Source organism: Ilumatobacter sp., assembly GCF_030065885.1.
In the GTDB taxonomy this organism is placed as follows: Bacteria; Actinomycetota; Acidimicrobiia; order Acidimicrobiales; family Ilumatobacteraceae; genus Ilumatobacter.
This window is the reverse complement of sequence record NZ_JASJCS010000005.1, coordinates 13,842-30,105: the sequence shown is the minus strand read 5'-3', so window position 1 is coordinate 30,105 and position 16,264 is coordinate 13,842. Positions and strand designations below refer to the sequence as shown.

General features: G+C 69.3%; 14 protein-coding genes. 3 read left to right on the top strand and 11 right to left on the bottom strand.

Annotated elements, in window-relative coordinates:
• The first annotated feature begins 147 nt into the window (after nt 1-147).
• Complete coding sequence (locus QNJ12_RS01880; protein WP_300618157.1) at nt 148-1,245, top strand: ferritin-like domain-containing protein; 1,098 nt, start codon at nt 148-150, stop codon at nt 1,243-1,245.
• A gap of 191 nt (nt 1,246-1,436) precedes the next feature.
• Here QNJ12_RS01880 and QNJ12_RS01875 read toward each other — a convergent pair whose 3' ends face one another.
• From QNJ12_RS01875 to QNJ12_RS01825, 11 genes are all read right to left on the bottom strand, one after another.
• Nucleotides 1,437-2,669, bottom strand: a complete 1,233-nt coding sequence (locus tag QNJ12_RS01875) for an MFS transporter (protein WP_300618155.1) — start codon at nt 2,667-2,669, stop codon at nt 1,437-1,439.
• A 24-nt stretch (nt 2,670-2,693) separates the two neighbouring features.
• Complete coding sequence (locus tag QNJ12_RS01870; protein ID WP_300618153.1) at nt 2,694-4,916, bottom strand: NADP-dependent isocitrate dehydrogenase; 2,223 nt, start codon at nt 4,914-4,916, stop codon at nt 2,694-2,696.
• Between the two features lie 63 nt (nt 4,917-4,979).
• Complete coding sequence (locus QNJ12_RS01865) at nt 4,980-5,903, bottom strand: DMT family transporter (protein ID WP_300618151.1); 924 nt, start codon at nt 5,901-5,903, stop codon at nt 4,980-4,982.
• Nucleotides 5,904-5,989: 86 nt separating this feature from the next.
• Nucleotides 5,990-7,324 (bottom strand): OFA family MFS transporter, encoded by a 1,335-nt coding sequence (locus tag QNJ12_RS01860; RefSeq protein WP_300618149.1) that lies wholly within the window; start codon nt 7,322-7,324, stop codon nt 5,990-5,992.
• 92 nt (nt 7,325-7,416) lie between these two features.
• Nucleotides 7,417-8,253 (bottom strand): alpha/beta hydrolase, encoded by an 837-nt coding sequence (locus QNJ12_RS01855; RefSeq protein ID WP_300618147.1) that lies wholly within the window; start codon nt 8,251-8,253, stop codon nt 7,417-7,419.
• A gap of 54 nt (nt 8,254-8,307) precedes the next feature.
• On the bottom strand, nt 8,308-9,453 hold the full coding sequence (locus QNJ12_RS01850; RefSeq protein ID WP_300618145.1) for an acyl-CoA dehydrogenase family protein: 1,146 nt from the start codon (nt 9,451-9,453) through the stop codon (nt 8,308-8,310).
• 59 nt (nt 9,454-9,512) lie between these two features.
• Nucleotides 9,513-10,385, bottom strand: a complete 873-nt coding sequence (locus QNJ12_RS01845) for a haloalkane dehalogenase (RefSeq protein ID WP_300618143.1) — start codon at nt 10,383-10,385, stop codon at nt 9,513-9,515.
• Nucleotides 10,382-11,017 (bottom strand): bifunctional phosphoserine phosphatase/homoserine phosphotransferase ThrH, encoded by a 636-nt coding sequence (gene thrH / locus QNJ12_RS01840; RefSeq protein ID WP_300618141.1) that lies wholly within the window; start codon nt 11,015-11,017, stop codon nt 10,382-10,384. The genes QNJ12_RS01845 and thrH overlap by 4 nt, the downstream gene beginning before the upstream one ends.
• A 64-nt stretch (nt 11,018-11,081) precedes the next feature.
• Complete coding sequence (locus QNJ12_RS01835; RefSeq protein ID WP_300618139.1) at nt 11,082-11,561, bottom strand: VOC family protein; 480 nt, start codon at nt 11,559-11,561, stop codon at nt 11,082-11,084.
• Between the two features lie 45 nt (nt 11,562-11,606).
• Nucleotides 11,607-13,088 carry a DUF2207 domain-containing protein gene (locus QNJ12_RS01830; protein ID WP_300618137.1) on the bottom strand — a complete coding sequence of 494 codons (1,482 nt, stop codon included), beginning with the start codon at nt 13,086-13,088 and terminating at the stop codon, nt 11,607-11,609.
• 52 nt (nt 13,089-13,140) lie between these two features.
• Nucleotides 13,141-14,148 carry a mechanosensitive ion channel family protein gene (locus tag QNJ12_RS01825; protein WP_300618135.1) on the bottom strand — a complete coding sequence of 336 codons (1,008 nt, stop codon included), beginning with the start codon at nt 14,146-14,148 and terminating at the stop codon, nt 13,141-13,143.
• Between the two features lie 149 nt (nt 14,149-14,297).
• Between QNJ12_RS01825 and QNJ12_RS01820 the strand changes: the two genes are divergently transcribed.
• Complete coding sequence (locus QNJ12_RS01820; RefSeq protein ID WP_300618133.1) at nt 14,298-15,587, top strand: chloride channel protein; 1,290 nt, start codon at nt 14,298-14,300, stop codon at nt 15,585-15,587.
• 251 nt (nt 15,588-15,838) lie between these two features.
• Entirely contained in the window at nt 15,839-16,204 is a 366-nt protein-coding gene (locus tag QNJ12_RS01815; protein ID WP_300618131.1) for a hypothetical protein, read from the top strand.
• Nucleotides 16,205-16,264 lie beyond the last annotated feature (60 nt).

The following is a 16,264-nucleotide window of genomic DNA, read 5'->3' as shown; positions in this document are numbered from 1 at the left end:
CGTTGGTGTCGAGCCGGTTCGTCCGGCTCATGATCGATACGTTCGCCGGATGGGAGCCCTGATCGGCGCGTCTCGTCGTTGATCTCGTCGGTCGCAGCGGCGCTGGCCTAGCGTGTTGCTTGCCCTCTACAAGGAGTCGAGCGCGTCATGAGCATCGCCGAGGCCCCCAGCCGCACCGAGATGGACGAGAGCATCCGTCACATCACCGACCACGCCGAGCGGATCATGACGTGGAACTACGACCGCGATCGCGCGCAGCTCGTCACGCTCTACAACAAGGCGATGGCGTCGCAGTGGAACAGCGTCACCGACCTCGACTGGAGCATCGACGTCGATCCCGAGCGGTTGGTCACCGAGCGGCCGAGCGGCGTGCAGCGGATCGTGGCCGAGGCGACCACGATCCCCGGCTCGCCGATCTCGTCGTGGGGTGAGAAGGAGCTGACGCAGGCGGGCATCGAGTTCCTCAAGGCCTCGCTCAGCCAGTTCATGCACGGCGAGCAGGGTGCGATGATGACGGCGGCCAAGATCGTCGAGACGGTGCCGTGGATCGACGCCAAGTACTACGCCTCGACCCAGACCATGGACGAGGCCCGCCACACCGAGGTGTTCGCGAAGTACCTGCACGAGAAGCTCGGCGAGGCCTACCCGATGAACCCGTTCCTCGACGCCCAGATCATGGCGCTGCTCGAGGACTCCCGGTGGGACATCGCCTACCTCGGCATGCAGATCGTGATCGAGAGCCTGGCGCTCGCCGCCTTCGGTGACATGCTCCGCCGCACCGAGGAGCCGCTCCTGAGGAAGTTGCTGCGCTACGTCATGGCCGACGAGGCACGCCACGTCGCGTTCGGCATCATCAGCCTCGGCGAGTACTACGAGCATCTCAGCGAGGCCGAGCTCAAGGAGCGGCAGGAGTTCATGCTCGACAACACCCTCCGCTCCCGCAGCCGTTCGACGACGCCCGAGGTCTGGGAACGGCTGGGTGTCGATGTCGAGGCGGTGGTGCCCTACCTGCTCGAAGCGGCCGGCAACCTCGAGCTCAGCCCGCAGGCGTCGTTCCAGCGCGGCTTCTTCGCCAAGCTGGTGCCCAACACGCGCAAGCTGGGCCTGCTCGACGCCAACGACGGCTACCTCCGCAAGAAGTGGGGCGAGGCGGGTCTGATGGAGTTCGAGTTCGCCGACGACACCGCCACCGACTACGAGCAGTACGACGCGGTCGCGCAGGACCGAGCCGCCGCCGACACCTGAGCGTCACCGGGGCGCCGTCTGCGTGCCGGCGTACGGACCGACGTCCGGCGTCGGCTGGTGGTCGGTGAGGAGGATCGGGTCGTGCGCGGAGGCGTCGAGGGGAGCCCGGCCACGACCGCCACGGCGGGCTTCGCCGCGCCGAATCGGACGAGTCTGATGCGGCGATGTGCCGTCACGGAGCCCACGCAGGCCTACGTCCCAACGGTCGGCTCCGGATGCACGTGCTCGGCGTCGTCCGACGGCGTCGTCACGAGCATCAGCGCGGCAGCGGCCGCTGCGAGGGCGGCGGCGATCAACCAGACCGGCCGGTAGTCGCCGGTCTGGTCGACCACCACGCCGGCGATCGGGGCCGAGATCGTCAGGCCACCGAGGAAGCCCAGCATCACCACGCCCGACGCTCGCCCCGCCTGTGACACGGCGACGAACGTGATGACCGCGAGCATCGCCACTGCGTTCCAGGCCGCGATCCCGATCGCGCTCAGCGGCGGTGAGATCCAGAGCAGCCAGCTCGTCGACGGCGTCGCCGCAGCGAGCGACAGGCAGTACACGACGCCCACCGCGGAGAGCAGTCCGAGCAGGCGGGTGGGCGCGATCCAGGTCTCGGCCCACCTGCCGACGAGCACCCGCACACCCATGCCGAGGAGACCGGCGAGTGCCGTCAACAGCCCCGCGGTCTCGAGCGAGAAACCGACGGACTCCTCGGCGAAGAGCGGGAAGAACCTGCCGACCGCTCCGCCGGCCGTGCCCATCAGCAGCGCGTAGGCGGCAAGCCGCACGATGCGGCGATCGACCGACGTTCGACCCGGTACCGCAGGCGCATCGATCGACCGGCGATCCGTGGGTGCGGTCGCGGCAGCTGCGGGGTCACGGTCGAGCGTTGCATGGGCGACGATGGCGATCAGCGCGAAGAGCGCGGCGTAGAACCACACCGACACGCGCCAGTTCCACGTGCTGGCGATGATGGGCATCGTGGCACCGGACAGGAACACGCCGAGCGTGACACCCGACTGCTTGATGCCCGTGACCGATCCCCGGCGGCCGGCAGGCACCCGGCTCGAGATCACCGCGTTGGTGGCCGGGTTGCCCCAGCCCTGCGGGATCCCGCCGATCACGGCGGCCACGCCGAGCCACCAGACGTTCGGTGCGACGCCCATGGCCGCCATGCCGACGGCGCTGATCGCCAGCACGAGGACGACCGACCGGCGGGCGCCGATTCGATCGGTCAGCGGGCCGGTGAGCAGTGCGGTCGTGGCGCCGACGGCTGTGTTGATCGAGCCGACCACACCGATCTGCGTCCGCGACAGGTCGAGGTCGTCGATGAGCGGCGAGGCCAGCACTGCGAAGACGAAGATCTGGTACGCCGACGCGGTCATCGTGACCAGCAGGGTCAGCGGGAGCATCACCCGCTGTGGGGGTGCGGTCACGAAGCCCCCAGCCGGTTGCTCGGGTCAGAGGGAGGCCAGGATGGCGTTGAACGTCGCACTCGGCCGCATGGCCTCGTCGGCGAGCGCCATGTCGGGCCGGTAGTACCCGCCGACGTCGGTCGGCGTTCCCTGCACGCCGATCATCTCGGCGTTGATCGTCGCCTCGTTGTCGGCCAGCGCCGTGGCGACGGGGGCGACGGCAGCCGCCAGCTCCGCGTCGACGGTCTGCTCGGCGAGCGCCTGCGCCCAGTACGTCGCCAGGTACGCGTGGCTGCCGCGGTTGTCGATCTGGCCGAGACGGCGCGCCGGCGACCTGTTCTCGTCGAGGAGCCTGCCGGTGGCGACATCGAGTGCGTCGGCCAGGATCTGGGCCCGCTGGTTGCCGGTGACCTGCGCGAGGTGCTCGAAGGAGACGGCCAGCGCCAGGAACTCGCCCAGCGAGTCCCAGCGGAGGTAGTTCTCCTCTGCGAACTGCTGGACGTGCTTCGGGGCCGAGCCGCCCGCGCCGGTCTCGAACAGCCCGCCGCCGTTCATCAGCGGCACGATCGACAGCATCTTGGCGCTCGTCCCGACCTCGAGGATCGGGAACAGGTCGGTGTTGTAGTCGCGCAGCACGTTGCCCGTCACCGAGATCGTGTCGAGCCCCTGCCGGATGCGCTCGAGCGAGACCTTGGTCGCCTCGACCGGCGACAGGATGCGGATGTCGAGACCCTCGGTGTCGTGGGCGGGCAGGTACCGCTCGACCTTGGCGATCAGCTGGGCGTCGTGTGCCCGGTCGGCGTCGAGCCAGAACACCGCGGTGGCACCGGTGGCTCGTGCCCGGTTGACGGCCAGCTTCACCCAATCCTGGACCGGCAGGTCGCGGACGTTGCACATGCGCCAGATGTCGCCGGGCTCGACGTCGAACGTCATCACCGCCGTGCCGCCATCGTCGACGACGCGGATCTGGCCGTCGGCGGGGGCCTCGAACGTCTTGTCGTGCGAGCCGTACTCCTCGGCCTTCTGCGCCATGAGGCCGACGTTGGGGACCGAGCCCATCGTCGTCGGGTCGTACGCGCCGTGCGCCTGGCAGTCCTCGACCACCGCCTGGTAGACGCCGGCGTAGCTGGAGTCCGGGATGACCGCCTTGCAGTCCTGCAGCTCGCCGTCCTTGTTCCACATCTTCCCCGAGTCGCGGATCATCGGCGGCATCGAGGCATCGATGATGATGTCGCTCGGCACGTGGAGGTTGGTGATGCCGCGGTCGGAGTTGACCATCGCCATGTCGGGGCGGCGGGTGAGCTGGTCGTCGATCGCGGCCTCGATCGCGGCCCGGCGGTCGTCGGGAAGCGTCGCGATCGCGTTGAGGACGTTGCCCCACCCGTTGTTGGGGTTGGCGCCGGCGGCCTCGAGCTCGGCGCCGAACTGCTCGAAGACGTCGGCGAAGAACACCCGCACAGCGTGACCGAAGATGATCGGGTCGGAGACCTTCATCATCGTCGCCTTCAGGTGCAACGAGAAGAGGAGGCCCTGCTCGCGGGCGTCGTCGATCTGCTCTGCCAGGAACTCGACGAGATGGCGCTTCGACATGAACGTGCCGTCGACCACTTCGCCCGCCTGAACAGGGATCGACTCCTTGAGCACGGTGACGGTGCCGTCGGCTGCAACGTGCTCGATCCGCAGGTCGCCGGCCTCGTTCGTGGTGATCGACTGCTCGTTCGAGCGGAAGTCGTCGTGGCCCATCGTGGCGACGTGTGTCGTCGAGTCGGTCGACCACTCGCCCATGCGGTGCGGGTGCGTGCGGGCGTACGCCTTGACCGCCTTCGGCGCCCGGCGGTCGGAGTTGCCCTCGCGTAGCACCGGGTTGACCGCTGAGCCCTTCACCCGGTCGTAGCGCGCCTTGACGTCCTCGTCCTCGGGGCCGGACGGATCGTCCGGGTAGTCGGGGAGCGCGTACCCCTTCGACTGCAGCTCGGCGATGGCGGCCTTCATCTGCGGGATCGACGCCGAGATGTTGGGCAGCTTGATGATGTTCGCGGCGGGGGTGGTGGCGAGCTGACCGAGCTCGGCGAGGTCGTCGGCGACCCGCTGCTCGTCGGTCAGCCGGTCGGGGAACTGCGACAGGATGCGAGCCGCCAGCGAGATGTCGCGAGTCTCGACCACGACGCCGGCCGCACCGGCGAAGGCCTGGATGACGGGCAGGAACGAGTGGGTGGCCAACGCAGGGGCTTCGTCGGTGTACGTGTAGATGATCTTCGACTCGGTCACGGAGCGAGCGTACCGGGAAGCGTCGGCGACGCCCGAACGATCGAGGACCGGTGTTCGCCCTGCTCAGGGGTGCTCGGGTGCGACCGCCGGCGCCTGGGGCGCACGAACTGGTTCGGGGGTCGGCTGCGTCGCCACGATCGTGGCCAGCGATGCGATCACGACGCAGATCGCGGCGATCTGGACTGCGGTCAGCGGCTCGTCGAGGAAGATCCACGCCGCCAGTGACGACACGACGGGGATCAGCAACGTCAGCGTCGAGCCCAGCCAGAGGGGGACGCGGACGAGCGACCAGTTCATCACCGTGTGGCCGAGTAGCCCGGCACCCAACGTCAACCCCAGGAGCGGGACCCACTGATCGGCCGCGGGGAACGACATGTCCTGGCCGACGACGAGGCCGGTGCCGAGGCAGATCAGACCCGTCCAGACGGCGGTCCCGACCGTGTACTCCTGCGAGGTGAGCGTGCCACGCGACCGCTTCGAGAAGATGAAGTACCCGCTCCATGCGAAGAGCGCGCCGACCGCAGCGAGATCACCCCATCCGTTCCACTCGGGGGTGCCCGACGATTCCACGACGATGACCACCACGGCGACGATCGCGACGGCGGCCGCTGCGATGTCGCGGCCGCGGATCCGTTCGCCGAACAGCTTCGCCGCGAACACCGCCACGACCAGGGGCTGCAGTGCGCCGATCGTGGTCGCGTTGACGACGTTCGTCAGCTTCACGGCGGTGAAGAAGAGCACGACGTCGACGCCGAGGCTGACGCCGCCGGCGAAGCTCGCCCGCAGCGTTGCGGGGGTGACCGGCGTCGATCGCCAGCGCATCCACACGGCGAGGATCAGCGCGTACGTGAGGAACCGCCAGAAGCCGATCGACAGCGCACCCAGGTCGATCGCCTTGACGATCACGCCCGACGAGCCCCAGGCCACGACCGCGACGCCGGTGCCGAGCAACCCGAGCTCGAGGTCGCGGCGCGTCGGCTCGGTCACCAGGGAAGTATGCGCGACCGGTACCGGTCTCCCGGCATCCAGCGACCGCGGCCGTCGAGGCGGCCGCGGTCAGCGTTCGGCGTCGATCACGCCGACTTGGCGTGGTCGAAGAGGTGGGCGTGGTGCAGGAAGCCGTGCACGCTCAGCGGCTCGGTCGCCTCGTCGTGGTTCGGCGGGAACACCATCGCCGTCGCGATCGCACCGACCACGCAGCCGACGCCGCAGATCGTGAACGCGAGGGGGAAGTTGCCGGTGTCGCCGAGCCAGCCGCCGAGGATCGGGAAGACGATGCCGCCGGCGCCGTACGACAGGAACACCCACGGGTAGTTCTTGCCGACCGCGCTGTTGCCGAACTCGTCGGCGGTGAGCGCCGGGAAGAGGGCGAAGTTGCCGCCGAAGTTGAAGCCGATCAGCGTGGCGGCCAGGTACAGCGTCCACTCGTTCGAGGCCATCGGGATGAACAGGATCAGGAACGCGCCCTGTGTCGCTGCCATCGTCACCACCGACCGCTTGCGGCCGAGCTTGTCGCTCAGGACACCCCACAGCACCCGGCCGGCACCGTTCGCGAGGCTGAAGAAGACGGCCATCGCCGTGCCGGCGATCGCGTCGGCCTCGCTCTCGGACAGGCCGTTGTCGGTCAGCACCTCGGGCGGGTAGAGCTTCATCAGCCCGATCGCCATCAGTCCGGCGCCGGCGCTCATCGCGAACGTCAGCGACATCAGGTGGAACTGTGGCATCCTCAGCATCTCGCGGGGCGTGAAGTCCTCCGATCCCTCGCCGGCCGCGACGGGCGGCGTGAAGCCCGGCGGCAGCCACCCCTCGGGCGGCATGGTCATCGCGAACGACCCCAGCAGCACGATCGTCGCGAACGCGACGCCGTAGGCGAAGAACGTCGAGCCGAGCCCGATCTCGTCGATCAGGCCGCCCCACGAGCCGGCGATCTTGATCCAGCCGAGCGCACCGAACCCGAACCCGGCGACCGCCAGGCCGGTGATCGCGCCCTTGTGATCGGGGAACCACCGCATGCCGACGGCGATCGGGACGACGTAGCCGAGCCCGATGCCGGAGCCGCCGACGAGGCCGATACCGAGCAGCACCGGCCAGAAGCTGTCACCGCCCCCGATCGACGCGATCGCGTACCCGACGCCGAGGGTGAGACCGCCTGCCACGGCCAGCTTGCGGGGGCCGAGCTTCTCGAGGTTCCGTCCGGCGAGCACCATCACGATCGCGAAGCTCGCCAAGCCGGTCGAGAACACGAACTGCGTCTCGACGTTGCTCCATCCGGAGTCCTTGAGGTCGGGCGTGAACACCGACCACGCGTAGATCGCTCCGAGGCAGAGTTGGATGAGGACCGCGCCGACCACCACGGGCCAGCGGCGCAAGGGTTGGGACGCGGGAATCGAACGGTCTGGGCTCAGCATCAATTCGAGCGTATGTAAGCGCTTTCGGGCCGCCTAGGGCACTCGGTCCCGTTCTGACCGGGCCGATGTGGGAGCCCCGGCTGCCGGTCGCCTCAGCCGGTCACGCCGTCCAACCATTCGACCAGGTCGTCCAGCACCTCCGCCTGCTCGGGTTCGTTGAAGATCTCGTGGTAGAGGCCCTCGAAGTAGTGGCTCGTCACGTGGGCGTTGGTGGCCAGCCGCTCGAGCTCCCGGGAGCCCTCGATCGGGGTGAGCTGGTCCTCGGTGCCGTGCATGATCAGGACCGGGAGCCGCAGCTCGCCGTAGCGCGCCGGGAATCGGTCCATCGATTCGAGGAGCGCGGCGCCGAGACCGGCCGAGATCTTGCCGGTGAACACGAGCGGATCGTCACGGTATGCCGCGACCACCGCCGGGTCGCGGCTGATCGCGTCGGCGCTGAGGGCCTGCGGGCGGAAGCCGGGCACCACCCTGGCGATCGCCTTGAAGATCGTGATCTGCGGACCCGAGAGGTCGTCGCCCGCCTTCAGCGCCGCGCCGCTGAGGGCCAGACCCGCCACCCCGTCCTGGTGGTCGAGGACGTGCCCGACCGCCAGGTTGCCGCCCATGCTGTGGCCGAGCACGACGAGCGGCAGCTCGGGGTGCTGTTCCTCGACCATCCGCCGGAACTGGGCCAGATCGGTCATCAACTCGTCGTACCGCTTCACGAAGGCCCGCTTGCCGTTCGACTTGCCGTGGCCGCGATGGTCGAGCGCATGCACCGCGTAGCCGGCCCCGGCGAGGCGGTCGGCCACGTGCCCGTAGCGGCCCGAGTGCTCACCCAGGCCATGGATCACGAGGACGACGCCGCGCGGGTCGCCGTCGGGGAGCCACGCCTGCCGGAAGAGCTGGAGGCCGTCGGACGAGACGAAGTAGTCATGTGTGTGCAGCACGGCCACGAGTCTCGCAGCCGGCACCGACGAAGCGGCACTCCCTCCGCTGTCGCCCTACACGCCGAGGGACTTGCCGATGATCTCCTTCATGATCTCGGTCGTGCCGCCGTAGATCGTCTGCACCCGTCCGTCGGCGTAGGCGCGGGCGATCGAGTACTCGTTCATGTAGCCGTACCCCCCGTGCAGCTGCAGGCAGGTGTCGAGGACCCGCTGCTGCAGCTCGGTGCACCACCACTTGCTCTCGGCGGCGTCCTCGGCGCTGAGGGTTCCGGCGTTGAGTTGCTCGATCTGGCGGTCGACGAACGCCCAGCCGATGTCGAGTTCGGTGCGCATCTCGGCGAGCTTGAACCGGCTGTTCTGGAACGAGCCGATCGGTCGCCCGAACGCCTGACGCTCCTTCACGTACTCGAGGGTCCGGCCGAACGCCGACTCGGCGTGGGCGAGACCGGCGGCGGCGAGCGAGAGGCGCTCCTGCGGCAGTTTCGAGACGAGCTGGACGAAGCCGGTGCCCTCGTCGCCGAGCCGGTTCTCGACGGGGACCCTGACGTCGGAGAAGAACAGCTCGGCCGTGTCCTGTGCGTGGAGGCCCAGCTTGTCGAGGTTGCGACCAATTGTGAAGCCGTCGCGGTCCTTCTCGATGACGAGCAGGCTCATGCCGCGGTGCTGCTGGCTCGGATCGGTCTTGCACGCCACGATCACCACGTCGCTCACGATGCCGTTCGTGATGAACGTCTTGGCGCCGTTCACGACGTAGTCGTCGCCGTCACGGATCGCCGTGGTCGTCATGGACGCCAGGTCGGAGCCGATGCCGGGCTCGGTCATGGCGATCGCAGTCACGAGCTCGCCCGAGCAGATGCCGGGCAGCCACCGGGCGCGTTGCTCGTCGTCGCCGGCGAGGAAGTAGGGGAGGCAGACGTCGTTGTGGAGCGTGATGCCGAAGCCCGAGGCGAGCACGTCGGCGTCGCACAGCTCCTCGAGCACGACCATGTTGAACCTGAAGTCGGGTGCGTCACCGCCGCCGTACTCGGCCGGCGCAGCGAAGCCCAGGAACCCGGCCTCGCCCGCGCGCCGGTACAGGTCTCGGTCGACGATGCCCTCTCGTTCCCATCGCTCGTGGTGCGGGACGACCTCGCGGTCGAGGAACGTCCGGAACGAGGCCCGGAACATCTCGTGAGCGTCGTCGTACGGCGTGCGGTCCACGGCGATCAGCTTCCCCGATGTCGAGGTGGTCGGCCGAATCGGCGGTTCGGCACCGCGCGTCAGAACGTGGCGCGCCACTCGGCGAGCGCCGCGCCGATCTCGTCGGGGCTGTCCTCCTGGATGAAGTGTGTGCCCCGAACGGTGATCTCGGTCTGGTTCGGCCACGACCTGCAGAAATCGCGCTGGGCTCCGACGAGGATCGCGCCGGGGTCGGCGTTGACGAACAGCTTCGGGACGTCGCTCGACGCCAGCCAGTCGGCGTACGCCCCGACGATCTCGACCACGTCGGCCGGTGGGCCGTCGAGGGGGATCTCCCTCGGCCACGTGAGCGTCGGGCGGCGGCTCTCGCCCGGTTCTGTGAATCGCGCCCGGTAGACAGCCATCTCCTCGTCGGTCAGGCCGCGCATCACCGAACTCGGCAGCACACGATCGACGAACACGTTCTTGTCGAGCACCATGTCCTCGCCGGCGGCCGAGCGGAACCCCTGGAACAGGGCGCGGATCTGCTCGGGCCAGTCGTCCATCGACATCGGACGCACGATCGCCTCCATGTAGGCGATGCCGGCGACCCGGTCGCGATGGCGATTGGCCCAGTCGAATCCGAGCGCCGACCCCCAGTCGTGGATCACCAGCGTGACGCGGTCGCCGAGGTCGAGCTGGTCGAGCAGACCGTCGAGGTACTCGCGATGCTCGACGAAGCGGTACGACGCCTCACCGACGTCGTCGAGCGGATCGCTGTCGCCCATGCCGATCAGGTCCGGGGCGATGCAGCGGTACGAGCCGCTCAGATGCGGGATGACGTTGCGCCAGAGGTACGACGACGTCGGGTTGCCGTGGAGGAAGAGGACGGGGTCGCCAGTGCCGGCCTCGTGGTAGGCCATGCGCTTCCCGTCGACCGTGACGAAGGACTTGTCGAGCGGTGCGGTGTTCATGATTCGACCGTAGGCGCGGCCAAGGCATCGAGGATCAGCGGAAGCAGCTCGTCGTAGTCGTCGACGGCCGTGTACTCGGGGAACTCGTCGCGGACGTTGGGCGGCGCACGGAACAGGAAGCCCTGGTCGGCAGCGGCGAGCATCGTCGTGTCGTTGTACGAGTCACCGGCCGCCACCACTCGGTACTCGAGCGATCGGAACGCCTCGACCGCGCGCCGCTTCTGATCGGGTTGCCGCAGCCGGTAGTCGGCGATGCGGTCGTCGACGACGACGAGCCGGTGGCAGAACACCGTCGGCATCCCGAGCTGCTCCATCAGCGGCCCGGCGAACTGCTCGAACGTGTCCGACAGGATGATCACCTGCGTCTCGGCCCGCAGGCGATCGAGGAACGCTCGCGCGCCCGGCAGCGGTCGCAGCCCACCGATCACGTCGGCGACCAGGCTCATCGTGAGCCCGTGGCGGGCGAGCACGTCGAGCCGGTACTGCATCAGCACGTCGTAGTCGGGCTCGTCGCGGGTGGTGCGGCGCAGCTCGTCGATGCCGGTGCGGTCGGCGACGGCGATCCAGATCTCGGGGACGAGCACACCCTCGAGGTCGAGGGTGACGAGGGTCTGGCGGTGGTCGGCGGTCATCGCAGGTCAGTCTGGACGACTCGGATCGCGGGGGAGAAACCACCTCCCGAGCCGTTCGACCGGCTCAGCCGATCTTGGAGCCGTACATCTCGCCGAGCGGGTCGCTGATCAACTCGAGCCGCTCACCGTCGGGACCGGCGAAGTACAGCGACGAACCCGAGACCTCCATCGTCTCGACGCCCGCCTCGTACAGCCGGTCCCGGGCCGCCTCCCACTCGGACCGCTCGATCGAGATGGCCAGGTGATGATGTCCGCCCAGCACCTCGCGGTACTCGGCCAGATCGAGTCCGGGGAAGTCGAAGAACGCCAGCGAGTTGCCGTTGCCGATGTCGAAGAAGAAGTGGGTCGAGCCTTCGTAGTCGCGGTTCTCGAACAGCTCGGTCAACGGGAATCCGAGCAGACCGTCGTAGAAGCGGATGGTGGTCTCGACGTCGGCGCAGAGCAGCGCTTGGTGATGCACGCCGCGGGCCGTCGTCGGCGGTCGTTCCTCGACCGGTCGCAGGTACCGGTTGCGCAAGTCGTCCCATTCAGCGGTGCGATCCATCCGCACAGCCTGGCCGACGACGGCCGCTCGTGTCGTCTCGTGCGGTCAGCCGTCACCCCGGGCGGCGGTGCCGACCGGTTCGGACGACCGCACGTAGCCGAGCAGTGGCGTCGCCCTGACACGGGCCTGCGCACCCTGTGGCGCGGCGCTCCGCTCGTTCGCGAGCCACGCCGACACGCTCACCCGGCGACCGTCGTCGACGGCGAGGTACGTCGAGAACCGGTCGCGTTCGGCGAACGGCTTCACGACGTTCAGCAGGAGACCCGGCAGCACCTCGACCGGCCGGCGCGCCCGGACGACGGCGCCGACCCGCTCGCGGGTCGCGATCGAGTCGACCGCGCCGGCGATCACGGCCCAGATGCCACCGAGGATCGGGATCCAGCAGAGGATCGCCAGCACCTCGGCGACGCCCTCGATCAGGTCGACCTGTCCCGGAACGCGTTCGAGCAGGGACTCGAGGGACTCGCCGTCGGCGACCCGCTGGAGGAAGCCGTTCAGCCACCGGCCGGCTGCGACGAGCACGACGCCGACGGCGGCGACCTTGACGGGATGCTGGCCGAACCCGGGCCGCACCGGGTAGTGGACCCGCACGATGTGCGGCCGGCCGCCGGCCTCGGACCACGCGACGCCGTGATCCTCGGGTGCCGCAGGAAGCTCGTCGAGGACGTGTTCGGCGACGCCCATGACCGACGCGTGTGCCAAGGCGAGCTGTTGGGGTGGCGGGGCGAGCACGCTGGCGTGGGCAGGGATCCGGTCGCGGAGCCGCTGCCGGTAGCCGAGCCAGGCGGACGTCCGCTGCGTGCCGACCTCGGTCGGTCGCTGGCTCGAGCCGATCGCGCGCTCGACCGTTCGCCACGCCAGCAGACCCGCTGCGCCGATGACGCCGATCCACACGGCCCGCGATGCCCACGAGTCGGTGAGCGCGATCTCGTCACCGCCGCGCGCCGCGACCCACGCCACGATGAGGCCGGTGACGGCGAGCGCAGCCGGCGGGACCAGCTGCGTCGGCGTGTAGCGCCTGCGGCAGAGACCCTGTTCCTGAGCGTCGGCCGCGACCGACCGGCCGAACCTCGTCCACCAGCGGCGGTTCAGGCGGTGGTGCGACATCGCGAGCGTGTTCGCCGACGCCACGTCGTTGAACGCTCGCGAGGCGAGGTGGTTCAGGACCTGCTGCTCGTAGCTCCGCAGCGAATCGCCGGCCTCCCCGCTGCCGCGGGTCATGACGACCAGTTCCTGATCGGTGGTGGCGACGCGGATCCACCCGCGAGCCGCGAGGTCGAGCGCGGTCGCCGTGACGGCGCTCTTCGGGACGTCGAAGCCGTTGGTGAGCAGCGCGATCACGGCGGGTGTCTCGGCGCTGCCGCCCTGGACCGGCTTCGGGCGGCGCGCCGGGCCCGGCTCGGGTGTGGTGGGCCGCGTCGACCACTCGGCCCACCGGTGGGCGGCCCACCCTGCCACGGTGACGACGATGGCGATCACGAGCGCCGAGGTCGTCGGTCGGTGCAGGAACGCAGTGAGGACCGTCACCGACGGCCTCCTGCCGGTACGCGACCGGGCGAGTCGGGTCGTCGAGTCGGGCTCACGAGGGGTCCGTTGCGTCGGCGTTCGGCGGGACCTTCATCCAGACCGTGCGCTGGGGGAACGGGATCTCGATGGCGGCGCGGTCGAAGACGTGCTTCACGTGCTCACGCATGGCGCGTTGCAGGTTCCACTGGGCGCCGGGCTCGACCTTGACCGTCAGCCGCAGGGTGATGCCGTCGGCGCCGAGTCGCTCGACGCCCAGCACGGTCGGTGCCTCGAGCACCTGCTCCGCGAATTCCTCACGCTCGCAGACCTCCGCCGCAGCTCCGTGGAGCAGCTCGCGGGCCGTTTCGAGATCGGTGTCGTACGCGACGTCGACGTCGATGAGGGCGACCGACCAGAGCTGGCTGAGGTTGCCGACGCGCTGCACGACACCGTTCGGCACGTGCCAGACCGTGCCGTCGAGGCTGCGCAGCACGGTCGTCCGCAGCGACACCTCCTCGACGACGCCGATCGCCTCCCCGAGGTCGACCACGTCGCCGAGTCCGTATTGGTCCTCGATCAGCATGAACAGCCCCGCGATGCAGTCCTTGACCAGGCTCTGGGCGCCGAAGCCGAGAGCAACACCGGCGATGCCGGCGCCGGCGAGCAGGGGCCCGAGCTGGATCCCGACGATGCCGAGGATCGTGATGAGCGCGATGGTCCAGATCGTCACGATCACGGTGCTGGTGAGGACGACCGAGATCGACGCGGCCCTCGACTGCCGACGGGGATCTCGAACCGGCTCGCCGATCGAGTCCGGGAGGTCGATGCCGATGCGTTCGAGGCGTTCCCTGACCGGCTCGGCGGGAGCGACGATGCGGGCCACGAGTCGCGCCACCCAGCGCCGGGCCAGGCGCGTGAGGATCCACGCCAGGACGACGACCACCAGGATCCGCAGCGGCCAGTCGATGAACCACTGGCTCAGGTTGGCGAGGGTCTCGTTCTGGTCGGTCTGGTCGTAGACCCATCGGCACAACGATCCCGACTCTTCCCAGCACTCGTCGGTTGAGGCCGCGACGATCACCTGCTCGACGGTAGCTGCGGCGTGTTCGCCAGTCCGGGACCACCAGCCGGCTGTGCCGAACCGATGCCGGTGCGGCACAGCCGCCGAATGGGCTGAACGCGCGACCAGGCCGCGTCGTACACTGCGTCCGCGTGTGGCGCCGACGGATGATGAGGGCTCTCCGCCCCGATTCGTTCGAGGTGCGACGAGACGAGCTGCGCGAGCTCGTCCGGCGCTCGCGCGAGGTCGTGTTGCTCGCCGCGATCACCGGCGTCGTGACAGGGCTGGGCGTACGAGGGTTCGAGTACCTCGTCGAAGAGGCGTACCACGGCGTGCTGCACGCGCCGCTCTGGCTGAGCGCGATCTCCCCGGCGCTCGGGCTCGTGCTCGCCGCCATCATCCTGCGGGTCGTGGGCGGGGGTGCCTCGCCGGCGACGTCGGACGAGTACCTGCGCGCCTTCCACGATCCCGCGTACCGGCTCCGCCCCCGCCACCTCGGTGCCCGGATCGGCGCGTCGATCGCCACGCTGGGCTCGGGCGGCGCGCTGGGGCTCGAGGGTCCCTCGCTCTACGGAGGCTCAGCGCTCGGCACGATGATCCAGCGCCGCCTACCCCGTCCCTTTCGCGGCACCGATCACCGGACACTGCTCGTCGCCGGAGCGGCGGCGGGCGTCGCAGCGATCTTCAAGGCGCCGGCGACCGGGGCGATCTTCGCGCTCGAAGTCCCGTATCGCGACGACATGGCGCGCCGCATGCTGCTCCCGGCCCTCGTCGCCAGCGCGACCGGCTACCTGACGTTCGTCACGCTGAGCAACACGACGCCGCTCCTCAGCGTCGGTGAGTTCTCGATCCGTTCGTTCGAGCTGATCGACCTGCTGGGCGCGTTGCTCGTCGGGGCGACGTGTGCGGTCGGTGCGAGAGCGTTCGCGAAGATGATGCGCATCGCCAAGGGGTTCTCGCTGCGGGCGCTGCCGGCGCGGCTGTTCGTCAGCGCCGGAGGCCTCGTCGGTCTGTTCTTCGTGACGCGAGAGCTGACGGGGCAGTCGCTGAGCATCGGTGCCGGCTACGAGGTGTTCCGCGAATGGCTCTTCGTCAAACCGGATCTGGCGATCTGGCTCCTCGTCGCCGTGCTCGCGATCCGCTGTCTCGCTGCCGCGCTCACCACGGCCGGTGGCGGCGTCGGCGGGGTCTTCATCCCGCTCGTCGTCGGTGGTGGGATCGTCGGTCGCGGCGTCGCCGAGCTGATCAGCGCCGATCGCGTGGCGTTGTACACGCTGCTCGGCATCGCGGCATTCCTCGGCGCGGGCTACCGCGTGCCGCTCGCGGCCGTGATGTTCGTGGCCGAGACCACGGGCGAGCCGAACTTCGTCGTCCCCGCTCTGTTCGCTGCCGTCGCTGCCGAGCTGGTGATGGGGGAGCAGTCGATCACCGGCTTCCAACGCCGCCCCGGATCCGACTAGCGCCGGTACCCAGCAACGTCTGGGCCGTCTCGAGAGATCCGGCCGTGCCGGCCGGACGGCAAGCATTGCTCACCGGCGAGGCCGGTGGAGGTTCCCGGGAGTTGACAACCTGGGTTGCCGAGATCGGCCCACCTCCGCCCGCGAGCGCAAGCTGAGTTGTCACCTCGATGATCTACCCGTCCCGCACCGCGAGTTGGACCAGCCCGCGGGTCTCGGGCACCGGTCTGGTGCCGTCGTGCCAGGCTTGTGAGATGGATACTCGGAGGATCTCGCCGAACGAGTTGGAGGTGATGCAGGCTTGGCTCGCCCACGACGTTGCCGATGCTGCCGTTCTGCGCACCCAGCTCACGGCGGAGACCGAGGTGTATCGCTCCTGTTCTTGCGGTTGCGGCTCGATCGGGTTCGTCAACATCGACGAGAGCCTTGATCCGGGGGTGTCGATCTTCGATGTGGATGCCGAGATCGTGGACGAGAACGGCGCGACGGTCGGCGGCATGACGCTCCTGATCCGGAACGGGCGACTCCATGACGTCGATGTCCACACGTGGTTGGACCCTCTGCCGTTTCCGACCGTCGAAGAGGTCCGATGGCATCCTCGGACCGGTCGCGACGACTAGACACTGACCTGGATCAGCGACGCATTCCGGCGCGGTGTCGCCCCCGCTTGCCCGAGGACG

Bases quoted from the DNA above. Each gene is read 5' to 3' on its own strand.
- QNJ12_RS01815 (WP_300618131.1), top strand. From the start codon at position 15,839: ATGGATACTCGGAGGATCTCGCCGAACGAGTTGGAGGTGATGCAGGCT.
- QNJ12_RS01860 (WP_300618149.1), bottom strand. From the start codon at position 7,324: ATGCTGAGCCCAGACCGTTCGATTCCCGCGTCCCAACCCTTGCGCCGC.
- QNJ12_RS01820 (WP_300618133.1), top strand. From the start codon at position 14,298: ATGAGGGCTCTCCGCCCCGATTCGTTCGAGGTGCGACGAGACGAGCTG.
- QNJ12_RS01880 (WP_300618157.1), top strand. From the start codon at position 148: ATGAGCATCGCCGAGGCCCCCAGCCGCACCGAGATGGACGAGAGCATC.
- QNJ12_RS01835 (WP_300618139.1), bottom strand. From the start codon at position 11,561: ATGGATCGCACCGCTGAATGGGACGACTTGCGCAACCGGTACCTGCGA.
- QNJ12_RS01845 (WP_300618143.1), bottom strand. From the start codon at position 10,385: ATGAACACCGCACCGCTCGACAAGTCCTTCGTCACGGTCGACGGGAAG.
- thrH (WP_300618141.1), bottom strand. From the start codon at position 11,017: ATGACCGCCGACCACCGCCAGACCCTCGTCACCCTCGACCTCGAGGGT.